At 69.6% G+C, this 15,950-nt stretch carries 15 protein-coding genes; 11 read left to right on the plus strand and 4 right to left on the minus strand.

What is annotated here, in order from left to right; all coding sequences use genetic code 11:
• Positions 1–13 precede the first annotated feature (13 nt).
• The 5 genes from BIU99_RS06740 (at position 14) to BIU99_RS06760 (ending at position 6,050) form a co-directional block, all read left to right on the plus strand.
• Positions 14–1,567, plus strand: coding sequence for a sugar ABC transporter ATP-binding protein (locus BIU99_RS06740; RefSeq protein WP_071260421.1), 1,554 nt, complete (start codon positions 14–16; stop codon positions 1,565–1,567).
• A complete protein-coding gene (locus tag BIU99_RS06745) occupies positions 1,564–2,616 on the plus strand; it encodes an ABC transporter permease (protein ID WP_083397231.1) in 1,053 nt (350 codons plus the stop codon). Before BIU99_RS06740 ends, BIU99_RS06745 begins: the two co-directional genes overlap by 4 nt.
• On the plus strand, positions 2,609–3,721 hold the full coding sequence (locus tag BIU99_RS06750) for an ABC transporter permease (RefSeq protein ID WP_071260422.1): 1,113 nt from the start codon (positions 2,609–2,611) through the stop codon (positions 3,719–3,721). The genes BIU99_RS06745 and BIU99_RS06750 overlap by 8 nt, the downstream gene beginning before the upstream one ends.
• Positions 3,722–3,791: 70 nt before the next feature.
• The gene (gene rhaS, locus BIU99_RS06755; protein WP_064294864.1) at positions 3,792–4,853 is read left to right on the plus strand and encodes a rhamnose ABC transporter substrate-binding protein; all 1,062 of its coding nucleotides are present in this window, start codon (positions 3,792–3,794) and stop codon (positions 4,851–4,853) included.
• A 126-nt stretch (positions 4,854–4,979) separates the two neighbouring features.
• Positions 4,980–6,050, plus strand: coding sequence for a hypothetical protein (locus BIU99_RS06760; RefSeq protein WP_071260423.1), 1,071 nt, complete (start codon positions 4,980–4,982; stop codon positions 6,048–6,050).
• Positions 6,051–6,083: 33 nt separating this feature from the next.
• Here the strand turns inward: BIU99_RS06760 and BIU99_RS06765 are convergent, their stop codons facing one another.
• The gene (locus tag BIU99_RS06765) at positions 6,084–6,497 is read right to left on the minus strand and encodes a PLD nuclease N-terminal domain-containing protein (protein ID WP_071260424.1); all 414 of its coding nucleotides are present in this window, start codon (positions 6,495–6,497) and stop codon (positions 6,084–6,086) included.
• A gap of 48 nt (positions 6,498–6,545) precedes the next feature.
• Here BIU99_RS06765 and BIU99_RS06770 point away from each other — a divergent pair, with 48 nt between their 5' ends.
• From BIU99_RS06770 to BIU99_RS06780, 3 genes are all read left to right on the plus strand, one after another.
• Positions 6,546–7,475 carry an aldo/keto reductase family oxidoreductase gene (locus BIU99_RS06770; RefSeq protein ID WP_071260425.1) on the plus strand — a complete coding sequence of 310 codons (930 nt, stop codon included), beginning with the start codon at positions 6,546–6,548 and terminating at the stop codon, positions 7,473–7,475.
• Between the two features lie 130 nt (positions 7,476–7,605).
• Positions 7,606–8,667 carry a LacI family DNA-binding transcriptional regulator gene (locus tag BIU99_RS06775; protein WP_071260426.1) on the plus strand — a complete coding sequence of 354 codons (1,062 nt, stop codon included), beginning with the start codon at positions 7,606–7,608 and terminating at the stop codon, positions 8,665–8,667.
• 101 nt (positions 8,668–8,768) lie between these two features.
• Positions 8,769–10,211 carry an L-fucose/L-arabinose isomerase family protein gene (locus tag BIU99_RS06780; protein ID WP_071260427.1) on the plus strand — a complete coding sequence of 481 codons (1,443 nt, stop codon included), beginning with the start codon at positions 8,769–8,771 and terminating at the stop codon, positions 10,209–10,211.
• A gap of 85 nt (positions 10,212–10,296) precedes the next feature.
• On the opposite strand, the gene BIU99_RS06785 is transcribed toward BIU99_RS06780, so the two are convergent.
• Entirely contained in the window at positions 10,297–10,905 is a 609-nt protein-coding gene (locus BIU99_RS06785) for a DNA alkylation repair protein (RefSeq protein ID WP_064294870.1), read from the minus strand.
• 39 nt (positions 10,906–10,944) lie between these two features.
• On the opposite strand from BIU99_RS06785, the gene BIU99_RS06790 reads away from it, so the two are divergent.
• Positions 10,945–11,796, plus strand: a complete 852-nt coding sequence (locus BIU99_RS06790) for an NAD-dependent epimerase/dehydratase family protein (RefSeq protein WP_064294871.1) — start codon at positions 10,945–10,947, stop codon at positions 11,794–11,796.
• Between the two features lie 18 nt (positions 11,797–11,814).
• Here BIU99_RS06790 and BIU99_RS06795 read toward each other — a convergent pair whose 3' ends face one another.
• Complete coding sequence (locus BIU99_RS06795; protein WP_083397232.1) at positions 11,815–13,107, minus strand: MFS transporter; 1,293 nt, start codon at positions 13,105–13,107, stop codon at positions 11,815–11,817.
• Positions 13,108–13,324: 217 nt separating this feature from the next.
• Between BIU99_RS06795 and BIU99_RS06800 the strand changes: the two genes are divergently transcribed.
• Both BIU99_RS06800 and rhaI read left to right on the plus strand, forming a co-directional pair.
• Positions 13,325–13,684: an L-rhamnose mutarotase gene (locus tag BIU99_RS06800; RefSeq protein WP_197479032.1), complete on the plus strand. Its 360-nt coding sequence runs from the start codon at positions 13,325–13,327 to the stop codon at positions 13,682–13,684.
• Positions 13,685–13,766: 82 nt separating this feature from the next.
• Positions 13,767–14,933, plus strand: a complete 1,167-nt coding sequence (gene rhaI / locus BIU99_RS06805; RefSeq protein ID WP_175118044.1) for an L-rhamnose isomerase — start codon at positions 13,767–13,769, stop codon at positions 14,931–14,933.
• 163 nt (positions 14,934–15,096) lie between these two features.
• On the opposite strand, the gene BIU99_RS06810 is transcribed toward rhaI, so the two are convergent.
• Positions 15,097–15,930: an alpha/beta fold hydrolase gene (locus tag BIU99_RS06810; protein WP_071260428.1), complete on the minus strand. Its 834-nt coding sequence runs from the start codon at positions 15,928–15,930 to the stop codon at positions 15,097–15,099.
• Between the last annotated feature and the right edge of the window lie 20 nt (positions 15,931–15,950).

A 15,950-nucleotide genomic window follows, 5' to 3' on the forward strand; every position in this document is an offset into this window, starting at 1 on the left:
GAACGGACCCTCAATGACGATCGACCATCCAGCGCAGCCGACGCGCACCGAGCCCACCGGGCGCAGCGCCCAGCCGGCGCTCTCCCTCATCGGAGCAGCCAAGACCTTCGGCCCCGTCGTCGCCCTGGCCGACGGCACCATCCGGATCGAGGCCGGCGAGATCCACGCGCTCGTCGGCGAGAACGGCGCCGGGAAGTCCACGCTCGTGAAGATCCTCGCCGGGCTCTACACGCCCGATGCCGGCGACTTCACCCTCGCGGGGAAGCCCGTCGCGTTCCGCGGGGTCGCCGACAGCAAGGCCGCGGGCATCTCCGTGATCTACCAGGAGCCGACCCTGTTCCCCGACCTCACCGTCGCCGAGAACATCTTCATCGGCCGCCAGCCGAAGAACGGCCTCGGCCTCATCAGCACGGGCGCCATGCGGAAGGCCGCCCGCGCCCTGTTCGACCGCCTCGGCGTCCAGATCGACCCCGACCGCGTCGCCGAGGGCCTCTCGATCGCCGACCAGCAGATCATCGAGATCGCGAAGGCCATCTCGCTCGACGCCAAGGTCCTCATCATGGACGAACCGACCGCCGCGCTCTCCGGCGTCGAGGTCGACCGCCTCTTCCAGGTCGCCCGCTCCCTGCGCGACGCGGGCGCCGGCATCATGTTCATCTCCCACCGCTTCGAGGAGGTCTTCGCGCTGTGCGACCGCATCACGGTCATGCGCGACGGCCGCTACATCGCCACGCACGTCACGAGCGAGACGACGGTCGACGCGATCGTCCGGCAGATGGTCGGTCGCGACATCGCCGCCCTCTTCCCCAAGCAGGACGCGGAGATCGGCGACGCGGTCCTCACCGTCGACGGGCTGTCGCGCGCCGGCGTCTTCTCCGACATCTCGTTCACGGTGCGCTCGGGTGAGATCGTCGCCCTCGCGGGACTCGTCGGCGCCGGGCGCACCGAGGTCGCCCGCGCCGTCTTCGGCATCGACCCCTACGACACCGGACACGTCACGCTCGACGGCAAGCCGGTCAAGGCCGGCGACCCGCAGGCGGCGATCGACGCCGGCATGGGCTTCGTCCCGGAAGACCGCCGCAAGCAGGGTCTCGTGATGGACCTGTCGGTCGCCCGCAACGCGACCCTCACCCTCCGCCACCGGCTCGCGCGGTTCGGGATCATCTCCGGCCGCCGCGAACGCGAGGCGGCCGAGGAATGGTCGGCCCGCCTCCAGGTGAAGACCGGCTCCCAGGAGTACGCGGTCTCCACCCTCTCCGGCGGCAACCAGCAGAAGGTCGTCCTCGCGAAGTGGCTCGCCACCGAGCCGACCTTCCTCATCGTCGACGAGCCAACCCGCGGCATCGACGTCGGCACGAAGAGCGAGGTCCACCGCCTCATCTCCGAACTCGCCGGTCGCGGCATCGCGATCCTCATGATCTCCTCCGAACTGCCCGAGGTCCTCGGCATGGCCGACCGCGTCCTCGTCATGCACGAGGGCCGGATCACCGCCGAGCTCACCCGCGAAGAAGCGACCCCGGAGACCGTGATGCACGCGGCCACCGGTTCCCTGGAAGGCGCACGATGACCGACACCACCACCAAGCCGGGAGGCGGCGGCCCCGTCACCGTCGCGACCGAGCGCACGACGAACCCGATCGCGTCGATCGTGCGACTCCGGGAACTCCCGGTCACCGTCGCCCTCGTCGTCCTCGTGCTCGTGACCTATCTCGCGAACCCGCTGTTCCTGTCGGCGCAGGGGGTGAAGGACCTCCTCCTCAACGCGACGATCATGATCATCCTCGCCGTCGGTCAGGCGCTCGTCATCATCACCCGCAACGTCGACCTGTCCGTCGGCTCGATCCTGGGGCTCGTCGCCTTCGCGACCGGCACGATGTTCGCGACGATGCCGCAGCTGCCGATCATCGCGGTGTTCGCCATCGCGATGCTGCTCGGCGCGGTGCTCGGTGCGATCAACGGTGCGCTCGTCACGATCGCGAAGGTCCCCGCCCTCGTCATCACCCTGGGCACGCTCTACATCTACCGAGGCTTGAACAACGCGTGGGCCGGTGGCACGCAGTACTTCGCGGACGACCGACCCGACGCGTTCGGGAACCTGTCCGTCGACACCGTCCTCGGCTTCCCGGTCATCACCCTCATCGCGATCCTCGTCGTGATCGTCGTCGCCGTCTACATGGCCGGCGCACGGTCCGGCCGCGACCTCTACGCGATCGGGTCGGACCCCGACGCCGCGAAGCTGTTCGGGATCCCGGTCGGCCGCCGCGTCTTCCTCGCCTTCCTGGCGAACGGCCTGCTCGCCGGACTCGCCGGCGTGCTCTACGCCTCCCGCTTCAACTCGGTCGGCGCGACCACCGGGTCGGGCATGGAGCTCGACGTCGTCGCAGCGGCCGTCGTCGGTGGTGTCGCGATCTTCGGTGGCAGCGGCTCCGTCGCCGGGGCCGCGATCGGCGCGATCCTCCTCACCACCATCACGAGCGCCCTCACCGCCCTGCGCGTCGACAAGTTCTGGCAGCAGGCGATCGTGGGCATCCTCATCCTGGCCGCGATCGTCATCGACCGCGTCGCCAGCCTCCGTACGGCCAAGAAACTGCGAATGAGCGAGGCACGCGATGTCTGATCTGAAGACCCCGACCACCTCGGGCACCACCCCGAAGGCTCCGTTCACCAAGGGCTCCGGCCCGCTCGGCACCGACACCACCGGCGTGCTCGTGGCCGAACCGAAGGGCCGCACCGGCGCTTCGCGCATCCTGCTCGGCCGCGACGCCATCATGATCTACGCGCTGCTCGTCGTCGTCATCGGCGCCTGCCTGCTCATCCCGCGGTTCGCCTCCCCCGTCACCGTCGGCTTCCTCCTCCTCGACGTGATCCCGATCCTCCTCATCGCGATGCCGATGACGCTCGTGATCATCACCGGCGAGATCGACCTGTCCGTCGCGAGCACCGCGGGCCTCACGAGCGCCGTCATCGGTGTGCTGTGGGCCGGCGGCGGGATGGACATCGGGGTCGTCCTCCTCATCGGGCTGCTCGTCGGAGTCGTCGCCGGCGCGTTCAACGGCTTCCTCATCGCGGTGGTCGGACTCCCGTCGCTCGCGGTGACGATCGGCACGCTCGCGCTGTTCCGCGGCCTCGCGCTCGTCGTGATCGGCGACAACGCGGTCGCGAACTTCCCACCCGAGCTCACCGCGTTCTTCACGTCGAAGATCGGCTCGACCGGCGTCCCCGTGGTCATGGTCGGGGTCGTCGTCGTCGTGCTCGCCTTCGGGGTCGTCCTGCACCTGACCCCCTTCGGCCGCGGGCTCTACGCGCTCGGGTACAGCACGGAGGCGGCGAGCTTCGTCGGCATCAAGGTCGCCCGCTCGAAGTTCTGGCTCTACGTCGCGACCGGCGGCGTCTCCGCCCTCGCGGGGGTGTTCTGGACGCTCCGCTACTCGAGCGCCCGCAGCGACAACGCCTCCGGGCTCGAACTCGCCGTCATCGCGGCAGTGCTCCTCGGCGGCGTCTCGATCTTCGGCGGTAAGGGTTCCATCCCGGGCGTCGTCGCGGGTGTGCTGCTCATCGGCACCATCAACTACGCGCTCCGGCTCGGCCGCGTCTCCGACGTCGTCCTCATCATCGTGACCGGGACCCTGCTGATCGCCTCGGTGGTCGGCCCCAGTATCTTCGAGTCCGTCAAGCAGTGGAACCACCACCGACGGATCCGACGCAGCCTGCCCCAGCACTGATCTCCCGATCGGCGCAGCCCTCGGGGCACCCCACGCCACAGCACCAGGCGTATCCAGAAAGGAACAGACAATGCAGTCGATTCGAAACCGCGCAGCAGGCCGTCCGGCCCGTCGCGCAGCGGCCCTCATCGCCGCAGCAGCCTCCCTCGCACTCATCGCGACGGGGTGCGCCACCGGCGACTCCGCGGGATCAGGTGGTGGCGGCGGTGCCGCGGAGAGCATCACCTTCATCCCCAAGCAGCTCAACAACCCGTACACGGACGTCGTGCTCGGCGGCGGCAAAGACGGCGCGAAGGCGGCCGGCTTCAGCGCCACCGAGGTCGTCGGCCCGCTCGAGGCGAGCGCGTCCAGCCAGGTGTCGTTCATCAACGCCGAGACCCAGGCCGGCACGAACGTCATCGTCATCGCAGCGAACGACCCCGACGCCGTCTGCCCCGCCCTCAAGGAGGCCCGCGACGGCGGCGCGAAGATCGTCGCGTTCGACTCCGACACCAGCAAGGACTGCCGCGACGTCTTCATCTCCCAGGTCGTCGCCAAGGACGTCGCCCTGATCCAGACGAAGCTCATCTCGGAGCAGATCGGCGGCTCGGGCGAGATCGCGATCCTCTCGGCCACGGCCAACGCGACGAACCAGAACGAGTGGATCAAGTACATGGAGGAGGAGCTCGCCTCCAACCCGGACTACAAGGACATCAAGCTCGTCGCGAAGGTCTACGGCGACGACGACGACACGAAGTCGTTCCAGGAGGCCCAGGGTCTGCTCCAGGCGCACCCGAACCTCAAGGGCATCATCTCGCCCACGACGGTCGGTATCGCCGCGACCGCCCGCTACCTCTCCACCTCGGAGTACAAGGGCAAGGTCGCGCTGACCGGCCTCGGCCTCCCGAACGAGATGCGTCCGTTCGTGAAGGACGGCACCGTCACCGCGTTCGCGCTGTGGGACCCGGCTCAGCTCGGCTACGTCGCCGCGTTCGCCGGCAAGGCACTCGCCGAGGGCACGATCACGGGCAAGGAGGGCGACACCTTCGAGGCCGGCGACCTCGGTGAGCGCGAGGTCGGCGCCGACGGCACCGTCATCGTCGGCCCGCCGACCACCTTCGACGCATCGAACATCGACAAGTACGACTTCTGACCCGTTCGCAATTCAGGACGGCCTCGGTGCGTCGCCCCCGGACCCTCGGATCCGGGGGCGACGCGCCGTTCGCGTCCTGAATTGTGAACCGCACGTGCATCCGATGGCGGCGATATCGTGAACGCTGTGCCTCCGACCGTCGAGCCCGACACGACCGCGCTGACGCGGCACCTCCCGTGGAAGGAGGTCGTCGCCGACCAGCCCTGGGCCTTCCGCGACGCCGCCGTCGGCGCGGGCGTGGTCGTCGCGAGCGGGCTGTACCTCTGGTGGGCGGCCACCAGCCTGCCGCTGCGTCTCCCGGACGGATGGGAGGGCCTCAGCAGCGGGATCGAGATCGTCGCCGGCATCGTCGCCGTGGTCGCCGTGCTGGCGGTGGTCCTCGGCGGTTTCCTCCTGACGCAACCGCTCACCGAGCGTCGCCTCCTGCGCGTTCGTCGCTTCGCCGCCGACAACGGTCTGGAGTACCGGGCCAACGGTGCGCCGCCCCCACCGGTCGGCGTCGTCTTCGGCACGGGCCTGCACATCGCGGTCACGAACCAGCTGCGCAGTCCGGAGGGGCGACGGATCCGCGGACGGACCGGGCCGGCGACGGTCGGCGTGACGATCGGCGACGCGACCCTCTCGGAGCGTTCGGCCTCGGGCGGTGCCGGCAAGACCCGCGGTTCGGTCGGTTTCGTGCACGTCTCCCTGCCCACGCGGTCACCGCACCTGCTGCTCGACGGTGTCGCCAACAACGGCGGCGCGCGTCGCGGGATCGCACGCACCGTCGAACACGAACAGCTCGTCTCCCTCGAAGGCGACTTCGACCGGCACTTCGCCCTCTACGTCCCCCGCGACTTCCAGGTCGAGGCGCTGCAGGTGTTCACCCCGGACGTCATGGCGCTCCTCATCGACCACGGCCGGCGCTGGGACATCGAGATCGTCGACGACAACCTCTTCGTCACCACGAGCGGGAGCTTCCGGCTCTGGGACGCGTCGGAGACGCTGCGGCTGTTCCGGTTCATCGACCTGGTCGTCCCGAAGCTCGGTGGACGCATCGCCCGCATGAGTCCGGTCACCCCGCGTCCGTCGCGTTTCGACGCGGGGACCACCCGTGGGGCGCGACTGCGTCCGAGCCGGAACTGGGTGCTCGTCCCCGTCCTCGTGGTCGCCGGACTCGTCGTCGGTGCCGAGATCCTCGTCGCCGTCCTCGACTGACCGTCGTGCGGACCGCGTCGTGCGCAGCAGCGGTCAGCGGGGCTCGTCGCGACGGTCGTCGTCCCGCGCGAGCTCGGCTTCCAGCTTGCGGATTCGCTCGGCGTCCTCCGCGGCCTGGATCTCGCGTTCGAGGGCCGCGAGCTGCTCCTCGGTGCTGCTGACCGCGCGGTCGGGCTGGGACGGCGAGGGTGACGAGGATGCCGCGGGACCCCAGGAGCCGCTCGAACGGGACGCACTGCGCGGCCGACGCTCGGGGAACCTGATGCGGCTGTTCGACCAGTCCTTGCCGAGCAGGAACCACAGTCCGACGCCGATGAGCGGGATGAAGACGATGAGCAGTACCCACACGATCTTGGGCAGGTTGCGTACGACGGGCTCGGGCTGACCCACCACGTCGATGAGCGCGATGATCGTGAGGACGATGAGCAGCAACGACAACACGAACATGTCGTCAATCCTAGGCAGACCATCGGTGGGTTCGGCCAGGATGGTCGGATGAAGACCATCCCCCTGCCCCAGACCGACCTGACCGCGTCCAGCATCGTCCTCGGCCTCATGCGCATCGAGCCCCTCGACGACGAGGCGATCCGCACCCTCTTCCACACCGCACGAGACGCCGGCGTCACCGTGTTCGACCACGCCGACATCTACGGCTCGGAGCGTCACGGCTGCGAGCGCCGCTTCGGAGACGCCGTCACCCTCACCGCCGCCGAGCGCGAGCAGGTGCTCATCCAGTCGAAGGTCGGCATCCGCCCGGGCTTCTTCGACTTCTCGGAGGAGCACATCCTCCGCACCGTCGACGAGTCGCTCGCCGCCCTCAAGACGGACTACCTCGACCTCCTGCTTCTGCACCGCCCCGACAGCCTCGTCGAGCCGGAGGAGGTGGCTTCGGCGTTCGACGCCCTGCAGGCCTCGGGCAAGGTCCGGAACTTCGGTGTCTCCAACCACACGCCGGCACAGGTCGAGCTGCTGAAGGGCTCCGTCGAGCAGCCGCTCATCGTCAACCAGGTGCAGCTGAGCATCACCCACGCCCCGATCATCGCGTCGGGCGTCGCCGCGAACATGGCCGGCCTCGACCAGTCCATCGACCGCGACAACGGGATGCTCGACTACAGCCGCCTGACCGGCATGACCCTGCAGGCGTGGTCGCCGTTCCAGGCCGGCTTCTTCACGGGCGTCTTCATCGGCGACCGCGAGCACTACGCGGAGCTGAACGACGTGCTCGACGAGCTCGCAGCCGCGCACGGCGTGACGCCGTCCGGCATCGCGACCGCGTGGATCACCCGGCACCCCGCGAACATCCAGGTCGTGCTCGGCACCACCAAGCCGTCGCGCGTCGAGGAAGCGGCCGCAGGTTCCGACGTGAGGCTGTCACGCGAGGAGTGGTACCGCCTCTTCACCGCTGCGGGCCACACCCTCCCGTAGCGGTCGCCTCCGTCCCGTTCTCAGGACTTCCGCGGCGTGTCGGGTGGAGATCGCCCCACCACACCGCAGGAGTCCTGAGAACGGGACGAGGGGCGCGCCGGGTACGCTCGGAGTGGAATCGGAGGGCAGCATGGCGAAGCACGACATCGGGTTCGCCGCCGTCGCCAGACTCGCCGGCGTCTCGAACGCGACCGTCTCCAACACGCTCAACCGCCCCGAGATCGTCGCCCCCGCAACGCGCGAGCGCGTCCTCGCGGCGATCGAGGAGCTCGACTTCGTCCCCAACCGCGCCGCCGCCACCCTGCGGCAGGGCACGAACCGGCTCATCGGCCTCGTCATCCCCGACATCGCGAACCCGTTCTACTCGGCGATCGCCCGCGGGGTCACCGAGGCCGCGGCCGAGCACGGCTACACGGTCGCGCTCTGCGTGAGCCATGACGACCCGGACCTCGAACTCCGGCACTTCGAGATGCTCGCCGAACATCGGGCTGCCGGCGCGCTCGTCGCTCCGCTGACGGCGGACGCCTCCCGGCTGGCCCAGCTCCGACGGGTCGGCAGCCGTCTCGTGCTCATGGACCGCACCGCTCCCGAGGGCACCGGCTGCTCCGTCGCGATCGACGACGTGCACGGCGGGGAACTCGCGGTCGCGCACCTGCTCGCCGATCCCGCCCGAGTGTCCGCCGGACGCGATGCTCCCGCCCGCGCCGACGGGTCGATCGTGCTCGTGAACGGCGACCTGGCGATCCCGCAGTGCGCCGATCGACGCGAGGGTGCCCGGAACGCGTTCGTCGCGGCCGGTCTCGACCCCGACGACCTCCGCGAGGTCACCGTGGACGAGATGACCGTCGACTCGGGGCGCATCGCGGGCCGTCGGATCGCGGCAGAGACACCGCGTCCGACCGGCGTGTTCTGCACGAACGACCAGCTCGCGCTCGGCGTCATCAGGGGGTTGAACGACGGTGGTCTCGCGGTGCCCGACGAGGTGTCGGTGGTCGGCTACGGCGATCTCGCGCTCGCAGCCGACGGGCGGGTGCCGCTCACCACGGTCGAGCAGCCGAAGGACGAGCTCGGGCGTTTGGCCGTCGAGATCCTCCTGGCCGAGCTGGGGGCCGACCGCGCGGCACACGAGCACGTCACGCGGACGCTCGAGCCGCATCTCGTCGTCCGCGAGTCCGCTCCCCTGCCTGCCTGAGCAGCGGCGAGGCTGGACGCGGCGGTGACGCCCGGGTACAGTCGTCACCAGTATTTAATCGATTAAATACTCCCGTACCCGCACCCATCCAAGGATCGACGATGACCCACACCGCAGCAGCCGCCCACCCGCTCCTCACCCCGAAGGCACGGCGGAAGCCCCGCATCGGCCTCGTCGCCGGCGGCCTCGGTACCTACTGGCCGCAGTTCCCGGAGCTGCTTCCCCAGCTCCAGGAATCGGCCCGGTACGTCTCGGAACGCTTCCAGCAGATGGACGCCGAGGTCGTCGACGTCGGCTTCATCTCGGACGCGCAGGAGGGCGACGCCGCGGCGGAACACCTCCGACAGGGGGACTGCGACCTCATCGTCCTGTTCCTCACCACCTACCTCACCTCCTCGATGGTCCTGCCGATCGCCCAGCGCGCGAACACCCCGGTCCTCGTCATCGACCTGCAGCCGACCGAGCGGATGGACCACGCGAGCTTCGACACCGGCGCTTGGCTCGCCTACTGCGGGCAGTGCCCCGTGCCCGAGGTCGGCAACGTCTTCCGTCGGGCGGGCATCCCGTTCCGCTCGGTGTCGGGGTGGCTGCGTCAGGAGTCGGCGTGGGACCGCATCTCGCAGTGGATCCGGGCGGCGCACGTCCGCGCAGCCCTCCGTCACGCCCGCCACGGCCTCATGGGACACGTCTACCCCGGCATGCTCGACGTCTCCACCGACCTCACCCTGCTGCCGACCACCTTCGGCTCGCACGTCGAGGTCGTGGAGTTCGACGACCTCCGGGTCCTCGTCGACGAGGTGACCGATGCCGAGGTCGCCGACCGCATGGCCCTCGCCAGGGAGGTCTTCACCCTCGACGACACGGTGGTCGAGGACGACTTCGCGTGGGGAGCGAAGGTGTCGGTCGGGCTCGATCGGCTCGTCGACGAGTTCGCGCTCGACAGCCTCGCCTACTACCACCGCGGTCGCGACGGCGAACAGCACGAGCGACTCGGCGCCGGCATGATCCTCGGCGCGTCCCTCCTCACCGCTCGCGGTGTCCCCACGACCGGCGAGTACGAGTTGCGGACCACGGTCGCACAGCTCGCGACCCAGGTCGTCGGCGCCGGTGGGTCGTTCTGCGAGGTCCAGGCGCTGGACTTCGAGGACGGAGTCGTCGAGATGGGGCACGACGGTCCGGCGCACCTCGCCGTCAGCTCCCGCGACCCGCTGCTGCGCGGACTCGGGGTCTATCACGGCAAGCGCGGCTGGGGCGTGAGCGTCGAGTTCGACGTGCGCCACGGGCCCGTCACACTGCTGGGGCTGGGACAGGACCGCGACGGATCACTCGCCTTCGTCGCTTCGGAGGGCGAGGTCGTCCCGGGCCCGCTGCTCGCGATCGGCAACACGACGAGCCGCGTCGACTTCGGGCGCGACCCGGGTGTCTGGGTGGACGAGTGGAGCGCGACCGGTATCGGGCACCACTGGTCGCTGTCGCTCGGGCACCGGGCGGCGGATTACCGGGCTGCGGCGAGCCTCCTGGGGATCGACTTCCGCCAGGTGTGAGTCCGCGTCGGCCCCTGCGCTGAACCCGGTCCCCGAGCCGAACCCGGTCCCCGAGCCTGTCGAAGGGCGCTCGCGACAGGACGGATCAGAGCACGGCGCGAAGACGCTCCATCGCGGGCTCCACCACGGCGATCGGCGCCGGCCGCTGCAAGCCGTCCAGGGCGACGGCCAGCCGACGGGTGGCGCGATCGACATCGCCGCCACCCGCACCGAGCTCGCGGATCGGGGCGAGCAGCGCCGCACGTCGCAACCAGGGCTCGTCCTGCATCCAGCGGTCGAGGACGCTCTCGGCCTTGGTCCGGGGCGTCCCGTCGAGGCGCTCCAGGAGCGGTCCGATGACGTCGGTGGCCAGCGGGTCGGCGAGCTCGGGCACTCGACCGGCGCGGACGAAACCTTCGATCCGCGTCAGGTCGGTGCGCTTGAGCACCGGGACGCTCGACTGCAGCAGGACGATCGCGGCGAGCCGGCGCTCGAAGACCGGCACGGCCCACAGCTCCGAGGCGAGGGCTGTCAGCTCGTCGTGCTCCAGCCCGCGGAACTTCCGGAGCGCGTCCCGCACGGTGCCGCGGACCGCACCGACCGAGGACCCGTAGGACTGAAGTCCATCGCCCAGCCGCTCGGCCACGTCCGCTGCCCGATAGCCGTCGCCCTCGTATTGGAGCGCCGCGTCGATGAACTCCCCCGCAGCACTCATCCCACCATTCTCACCCCTGGCGCCGGGTACGGTGGAGCGATGACCGTCGTGATCGTGGGACTCGGACAGCTCGGCTCGGACGTCGCCGGGAGGCTCCTGGCCCGTGGGGAGGACGTCGTCGGCGTGAAGCGCACGGCGCCCGAGTCGAACCCGGCCCCCGAGTCGGTCGAGGGGCGCTTCACCCTCCAGCTCCGCGACCTCACGACCTCCGTCCCCGACCTTCCTGCGGACACGACGGCGATCGTCGTGGCCCTTGCGCCCCGGGCACGCTCGGTCGATGCCTATGACGCCCTCTACCGCGACGGTGTCGGGCACCTCCTCGCTGCCGTAGCCGCACTCCCCGGCACCCCACCCCGCATCCTGTTCGTCTCGTCGACCGCGGTGTGGGGCGAGGACGGTGGGGAGACGATCGACGACACCACGCCGGCCGTCCCGACCGCCGGTACCGCGCGCGCCCTGCTCGCAGCCGAGGAGGCCGTCCTCGCCGCCGTGCCCGAGGCGAGCGCCATCCGCTTCGGCGGCCTCTACGGTCCGACGGCCACGATGTTCGTCGACCAGGTCCGCGACGGCCGCGTCACCCGGCCGTCCGGCTGGACCAATCGCATCCACCGTGACGACGCCGCTGCCGTGATCGTGCACCTGCTCGACCTGCCGGCGGCATCGCTCCCGCCGGTCGTGGCGGGCATCGACGAGGAGCCGGTCCTGCTGTCGACGGTCGCCGACTTCCTCGCCGATCGACTCGGCGTCGCTCCCCCGACGCTCGACGACGCCGGTCGCACCCCGGAAGAACCGCACCACGGCAAGCGCATCACGGCGGCCGCCCTCCGCGACACCGGATTCGCCTACCGCTATCCCACCTACCGCGAGGGCTACTCGGCGCAGCTCCCCTGACCGGACGGCCGGAGCGGATCACGGCTGCTTCGTCACCTCGGCCATCGCCCGTCGCCCGGACGGCACGAGCACGGCGACGGCGAGCACCACGAAGGTGAGCACGCCGGCGACGACGAGGAGCACTTCGACGGACACGATGTCGGCGAGCGGCCCGAACACGATCATCCCGAGCGGCATCGACACCGCCATGACGATGCCGACGAACCCGAACACGCGACCCTGCCGCTCCGGTTGGACGCGCTCCTGCAGCAGGGTCATCGACGTCGTCGAGAAGAACGGCACCGCGATCCCGAGCAGGAACATGAAGCCGAAGAAGACCCAGAGGTTGGTCGAGAGTCCGAGGCCGATGGACAGCGCCCCGAACACCACCGAGGACCCGACGATGAGGAGCACGCGGTTCCTGGTGCCGCCCCAGATCGCGATGATCGCGCCGCCGCCGACCATACCGACGCTGAAGGCGAGTTCGTTCACGGTGAGCATCCAGACCTCGTCGCCGAAGGTGCGGGCGATCATGAGCGGCGTGAGGTAGGACGGCGCGACGACCAGCAGGAACACGATCGCGAAGAGGATGAGCAGCCATCGCACGAAGCCGTGGTGCCAGACGTAGCGCACGCCCTCGGTGAGGTCGGCGAAGTAGCCGGGGCGCTCGCCCGACCGAACGAGCGTCCGCACCGGCACGAGCAGGAGCAGCCCGATCCCGATCGCGGCCGTGACGACGTCGACGAAGAAGATCGCGACGAGCGACGCGCTCGCGTACAGCGCACCGGCTGCAGCCGGCGCGACGAGCATCATGGCCGACTGGATGGAGCCGTTGATGCCGTTGACCCGCATGAGCTTGTCCGTCGGCGTGATCTGCGGGATGAGCGCCGACACCGCCGGCATCTGGATACCCGCGCCGACCGAGCGGATCGCGAGCGTGAGGAAGATGAGCCAGAGCTCGGCGGCGCCGTTGATGAGGAAGATCGCGAGCGCGAGGGTCGTGATGGCGATCGAGCCGTCGGCCGCGATGACGAGCAGCTTGCGGTTCATGCGGTCGGCCCACACCCCGCCGAAGATCGACACGATCGCCTGCGGCAGGAATCCCGCGACGGCGGCGAACGCGAGCACCACACCGGACTTCGTCTCGAGTGTGAGGTGCCACATGATCGCGTACTGCACGAGCGTCGAGCCGAACAGCGAGACCGTCTGGCCGGACAGGAACACCGCGACGTCGCGACGCCAGTGCGGGCTCTCCGAGGCGACGGTCGTCTCCTCCGAACCGTCGGAACCGTCGATCGTGGGTGCATCGGGTGGCGCGTCATCGGCAGCCATGGGAATCACGCTAGGGACTTCGCTCCGAGGTGTCCAGGGGTGATCGTCGCGGACGACGGGCGCGCCCTGAACGCCGAACGGTCGATGCACCCTGTCCAGATCTTCAGAGGTCCGGGCAGCCGGTCCGTTGACCCGCGGCCGATCGCCCGGATACGCTGCTTGCGATCCTCTGAATCGATTCAGAGCGTCCATGAACCGAACCGAAAGGTGCGCCTCGATGACGAGTGCCCGACCCCTGCACCGCGTGTGCTTCCAGCTCCAGGTCAAACCCGAGCGCCTCGCGGAGTACCGCGAACGCCATGCCGCCGTCTGGCCGGACATGCTGCGGGCCCTCGCCGACACCGGCTGGCACAACTACTCGCTCTTCGTCCGCGACGACGGCCTCCTCATCGGGTACTTCGAGACGGCGTCCCTCGAAGCCGCCCAGGCCGGCATGGCTGAGACCGAGGTCAACGCGCGCTGGCAGGCCGAGATGGGTGAGTTCTTCGTCGACCTCGACCTCCCGCCCGACCAGGGCTTCCTCCAGCTCACCGAGGTGTTCCACCTCGAGGACCAGCTCGCCGCCCTGCACGAGTAGCATCATTGAAACGATTCACGTATGCTGCAACCAGCGCCGTGAACGCGCACCAGACCACCGGAACACGCACAGAGAAGTGACCATGACCAGTTTCGACACCATCACCCCCCTGCTCGAGAAGCAGGCCATCGAACTCCCCTCCTGGGCGTTCGGGAACTCCGGCACCCGCTTCAAGGTGTTCACGACGCCCGGCACCCCGCGGACGCCCGAGGAGAAGATCGCCGACGCCGCCAAGGTGCACGAGTTCACCGCCCTCGCCCCGAAGGTCGCACTCCACATCCCGTGGGACCTCGTGGACGACTTCAGCGCACTCCGTCGCTACGCCGAGGACCACGGCGTCGCGCTCGGCACCATCAACTCGAACACCTTCCAGGACGAGGACTACAAGTTCGGCAGCCTGACCCACAGCAACCCGGTGATCCGTCAGAAGGCGATCGACCACCACTTCGCCTGCATCGACGTCATGCACGCGACCGGCTCGCAGGACCTCAAGATCTGGCTCGCCGACGGCAGCAACTACCCGGGCCAGCAGGACATCCGCGGCCGGCAGGACCGCCTGGCCGACTCGCTCCAGCAGATCTACGCCCGCCTCGGCGAGGAGCAGCGACTCGTGCTCGAGTACAAGTTCTTCGAGCCGGCGTTCTATCACACCGACGTCCCCGACTGGGGAACGTCCTACGCCCAGGTGGCCCAGCTCGGCGACCAGGCCCTCGTCTGTCTCGACACCGGCCACCACGCGCCTGGCACGAACATCGAGTTCATCGTCGCCCAGCTCCTGCGTCTCGGGAAGCTCGGCTCGTTCGACTTCAACTCGCGCTTCTACGCCGACGACGACCTCATCGTGGGTGCAGCCGACCCGTTCCAGCTGTTCCGGATCCTCTACGAGGTCGTCCGCGGCGGCGGCCTCGACGACGACTCGCCGGTCGCGTTCATGCTCGACCAGTGCCACAACGTGGAGGACAAGATCCCCGGTCAGATCCGCTCGGTGCTGAACGTGCAGGAGATGACCGCGCGCGCACTGCTCGTCGACCGCGACGCACTGACGGCGGCACAGGAGGCCGGCGACGTGCTCGGCGCGAACGGCATCCTCATGGACGCGTTCTACACCGACGTCCGCGGGCCGCTCGCCGCCTGGCGCGAGAGCCGCGGCCTGCCCGCCGACCCGTTCGGCGCCTACCTGGCCTCGGGCTACCAGCAGCACATCGCCGAGGAGCGCGTCGGCGGGACGCAGGCGAGCTGGGGCGCTTAGGCACACCCGAGCACGAGGAAGCCCCGCGACCGACCCGGTCGCGGGGCTTCATCCACATCCGGACGTTCACAAGTCAGGACGCGCGCGGCGTGTCACCCCGGGTGCGCCGGCCGAGTTCGCCGACGCGCCGGAACGGACCTGAATTGCGAACCGACCGAGCCGACTACTTCGCGAGGAAGGCGAGCAGCTGCTCATTGACCTCGCGGTAGTGGGTCCAGAGCATGCCGTGCGGGGCGCCCTCGATCTCCACATACTCGGCAGAGGGCAGCGCCTTCGCGAACACGCGACCGGTGGAGTCGATCGGCAGGACGCGGTCGCCGGTGCCGTGGACGATGAGCGCCGGGACGTCGATCTTCGCGACGTCGGCCCGGAAGTCGGTCAGCCAGGTCGGCTGCGCCGCGACCGACGCGTACGGCGACGCGTTGTAAGCGAGCTGCGTGTTGGCCCGCAGCGCCTCCTCGCTCAGGCGCGAGCCGAGGTTCTCGTCCGTGTTGAAGAAGTTCTCGAAGAAGCTCGTGAAGAACGCGTAGCGGTCGTCGGTGACGGCGGCGAGGAGCCCGTCGAACACGTCCTGCGGGACGCCCGTCGGGTTGTCATCGGTCTGCAGCAGGTACGGCTCGAGCGATCCGAGGAAGACGGCCTTCGCGACGCGCTCCGAGCCGTAGGTGCCGAGGTAGCGGCCGACCTCGCCGGTGCCCATCGAGAAGCCGACCAGGACCGCGTCGTGGAGATCGAGCCCGTCGACGACGGCCTTGAGATCGGCGGCGAAGGTGTCGTAGTCGTAGCCCTCGGCGGGCTTGGAGGATTTGCCGAAACCGCGGCGGTCGTAGGTGATGACGCGGTAGCCGGCGTCGAGGAGCGCCGCGGTCTGCTTCTCCCACGACGAGCCGTCGAGGGGGTAGCCGTGGATGAGGACGACGGGCTGGCCGCTGCCGTGATCCTCGACGTAGAGCTCCACGGAGGTGCTGTTCTCGGTTCCGACGGTGATGAACGACATGGTTCGATTCCTTTCGTCTT

The organism is Plantibacter sp. MMLR14_011, from assembly GCF_001865025.1.
GTDB lineage: Bacteria > Actinomycetota > Actinomycetes > Actinomycetales > Microbacteriaceae > Plantibacter > Plantibacter flavus_A.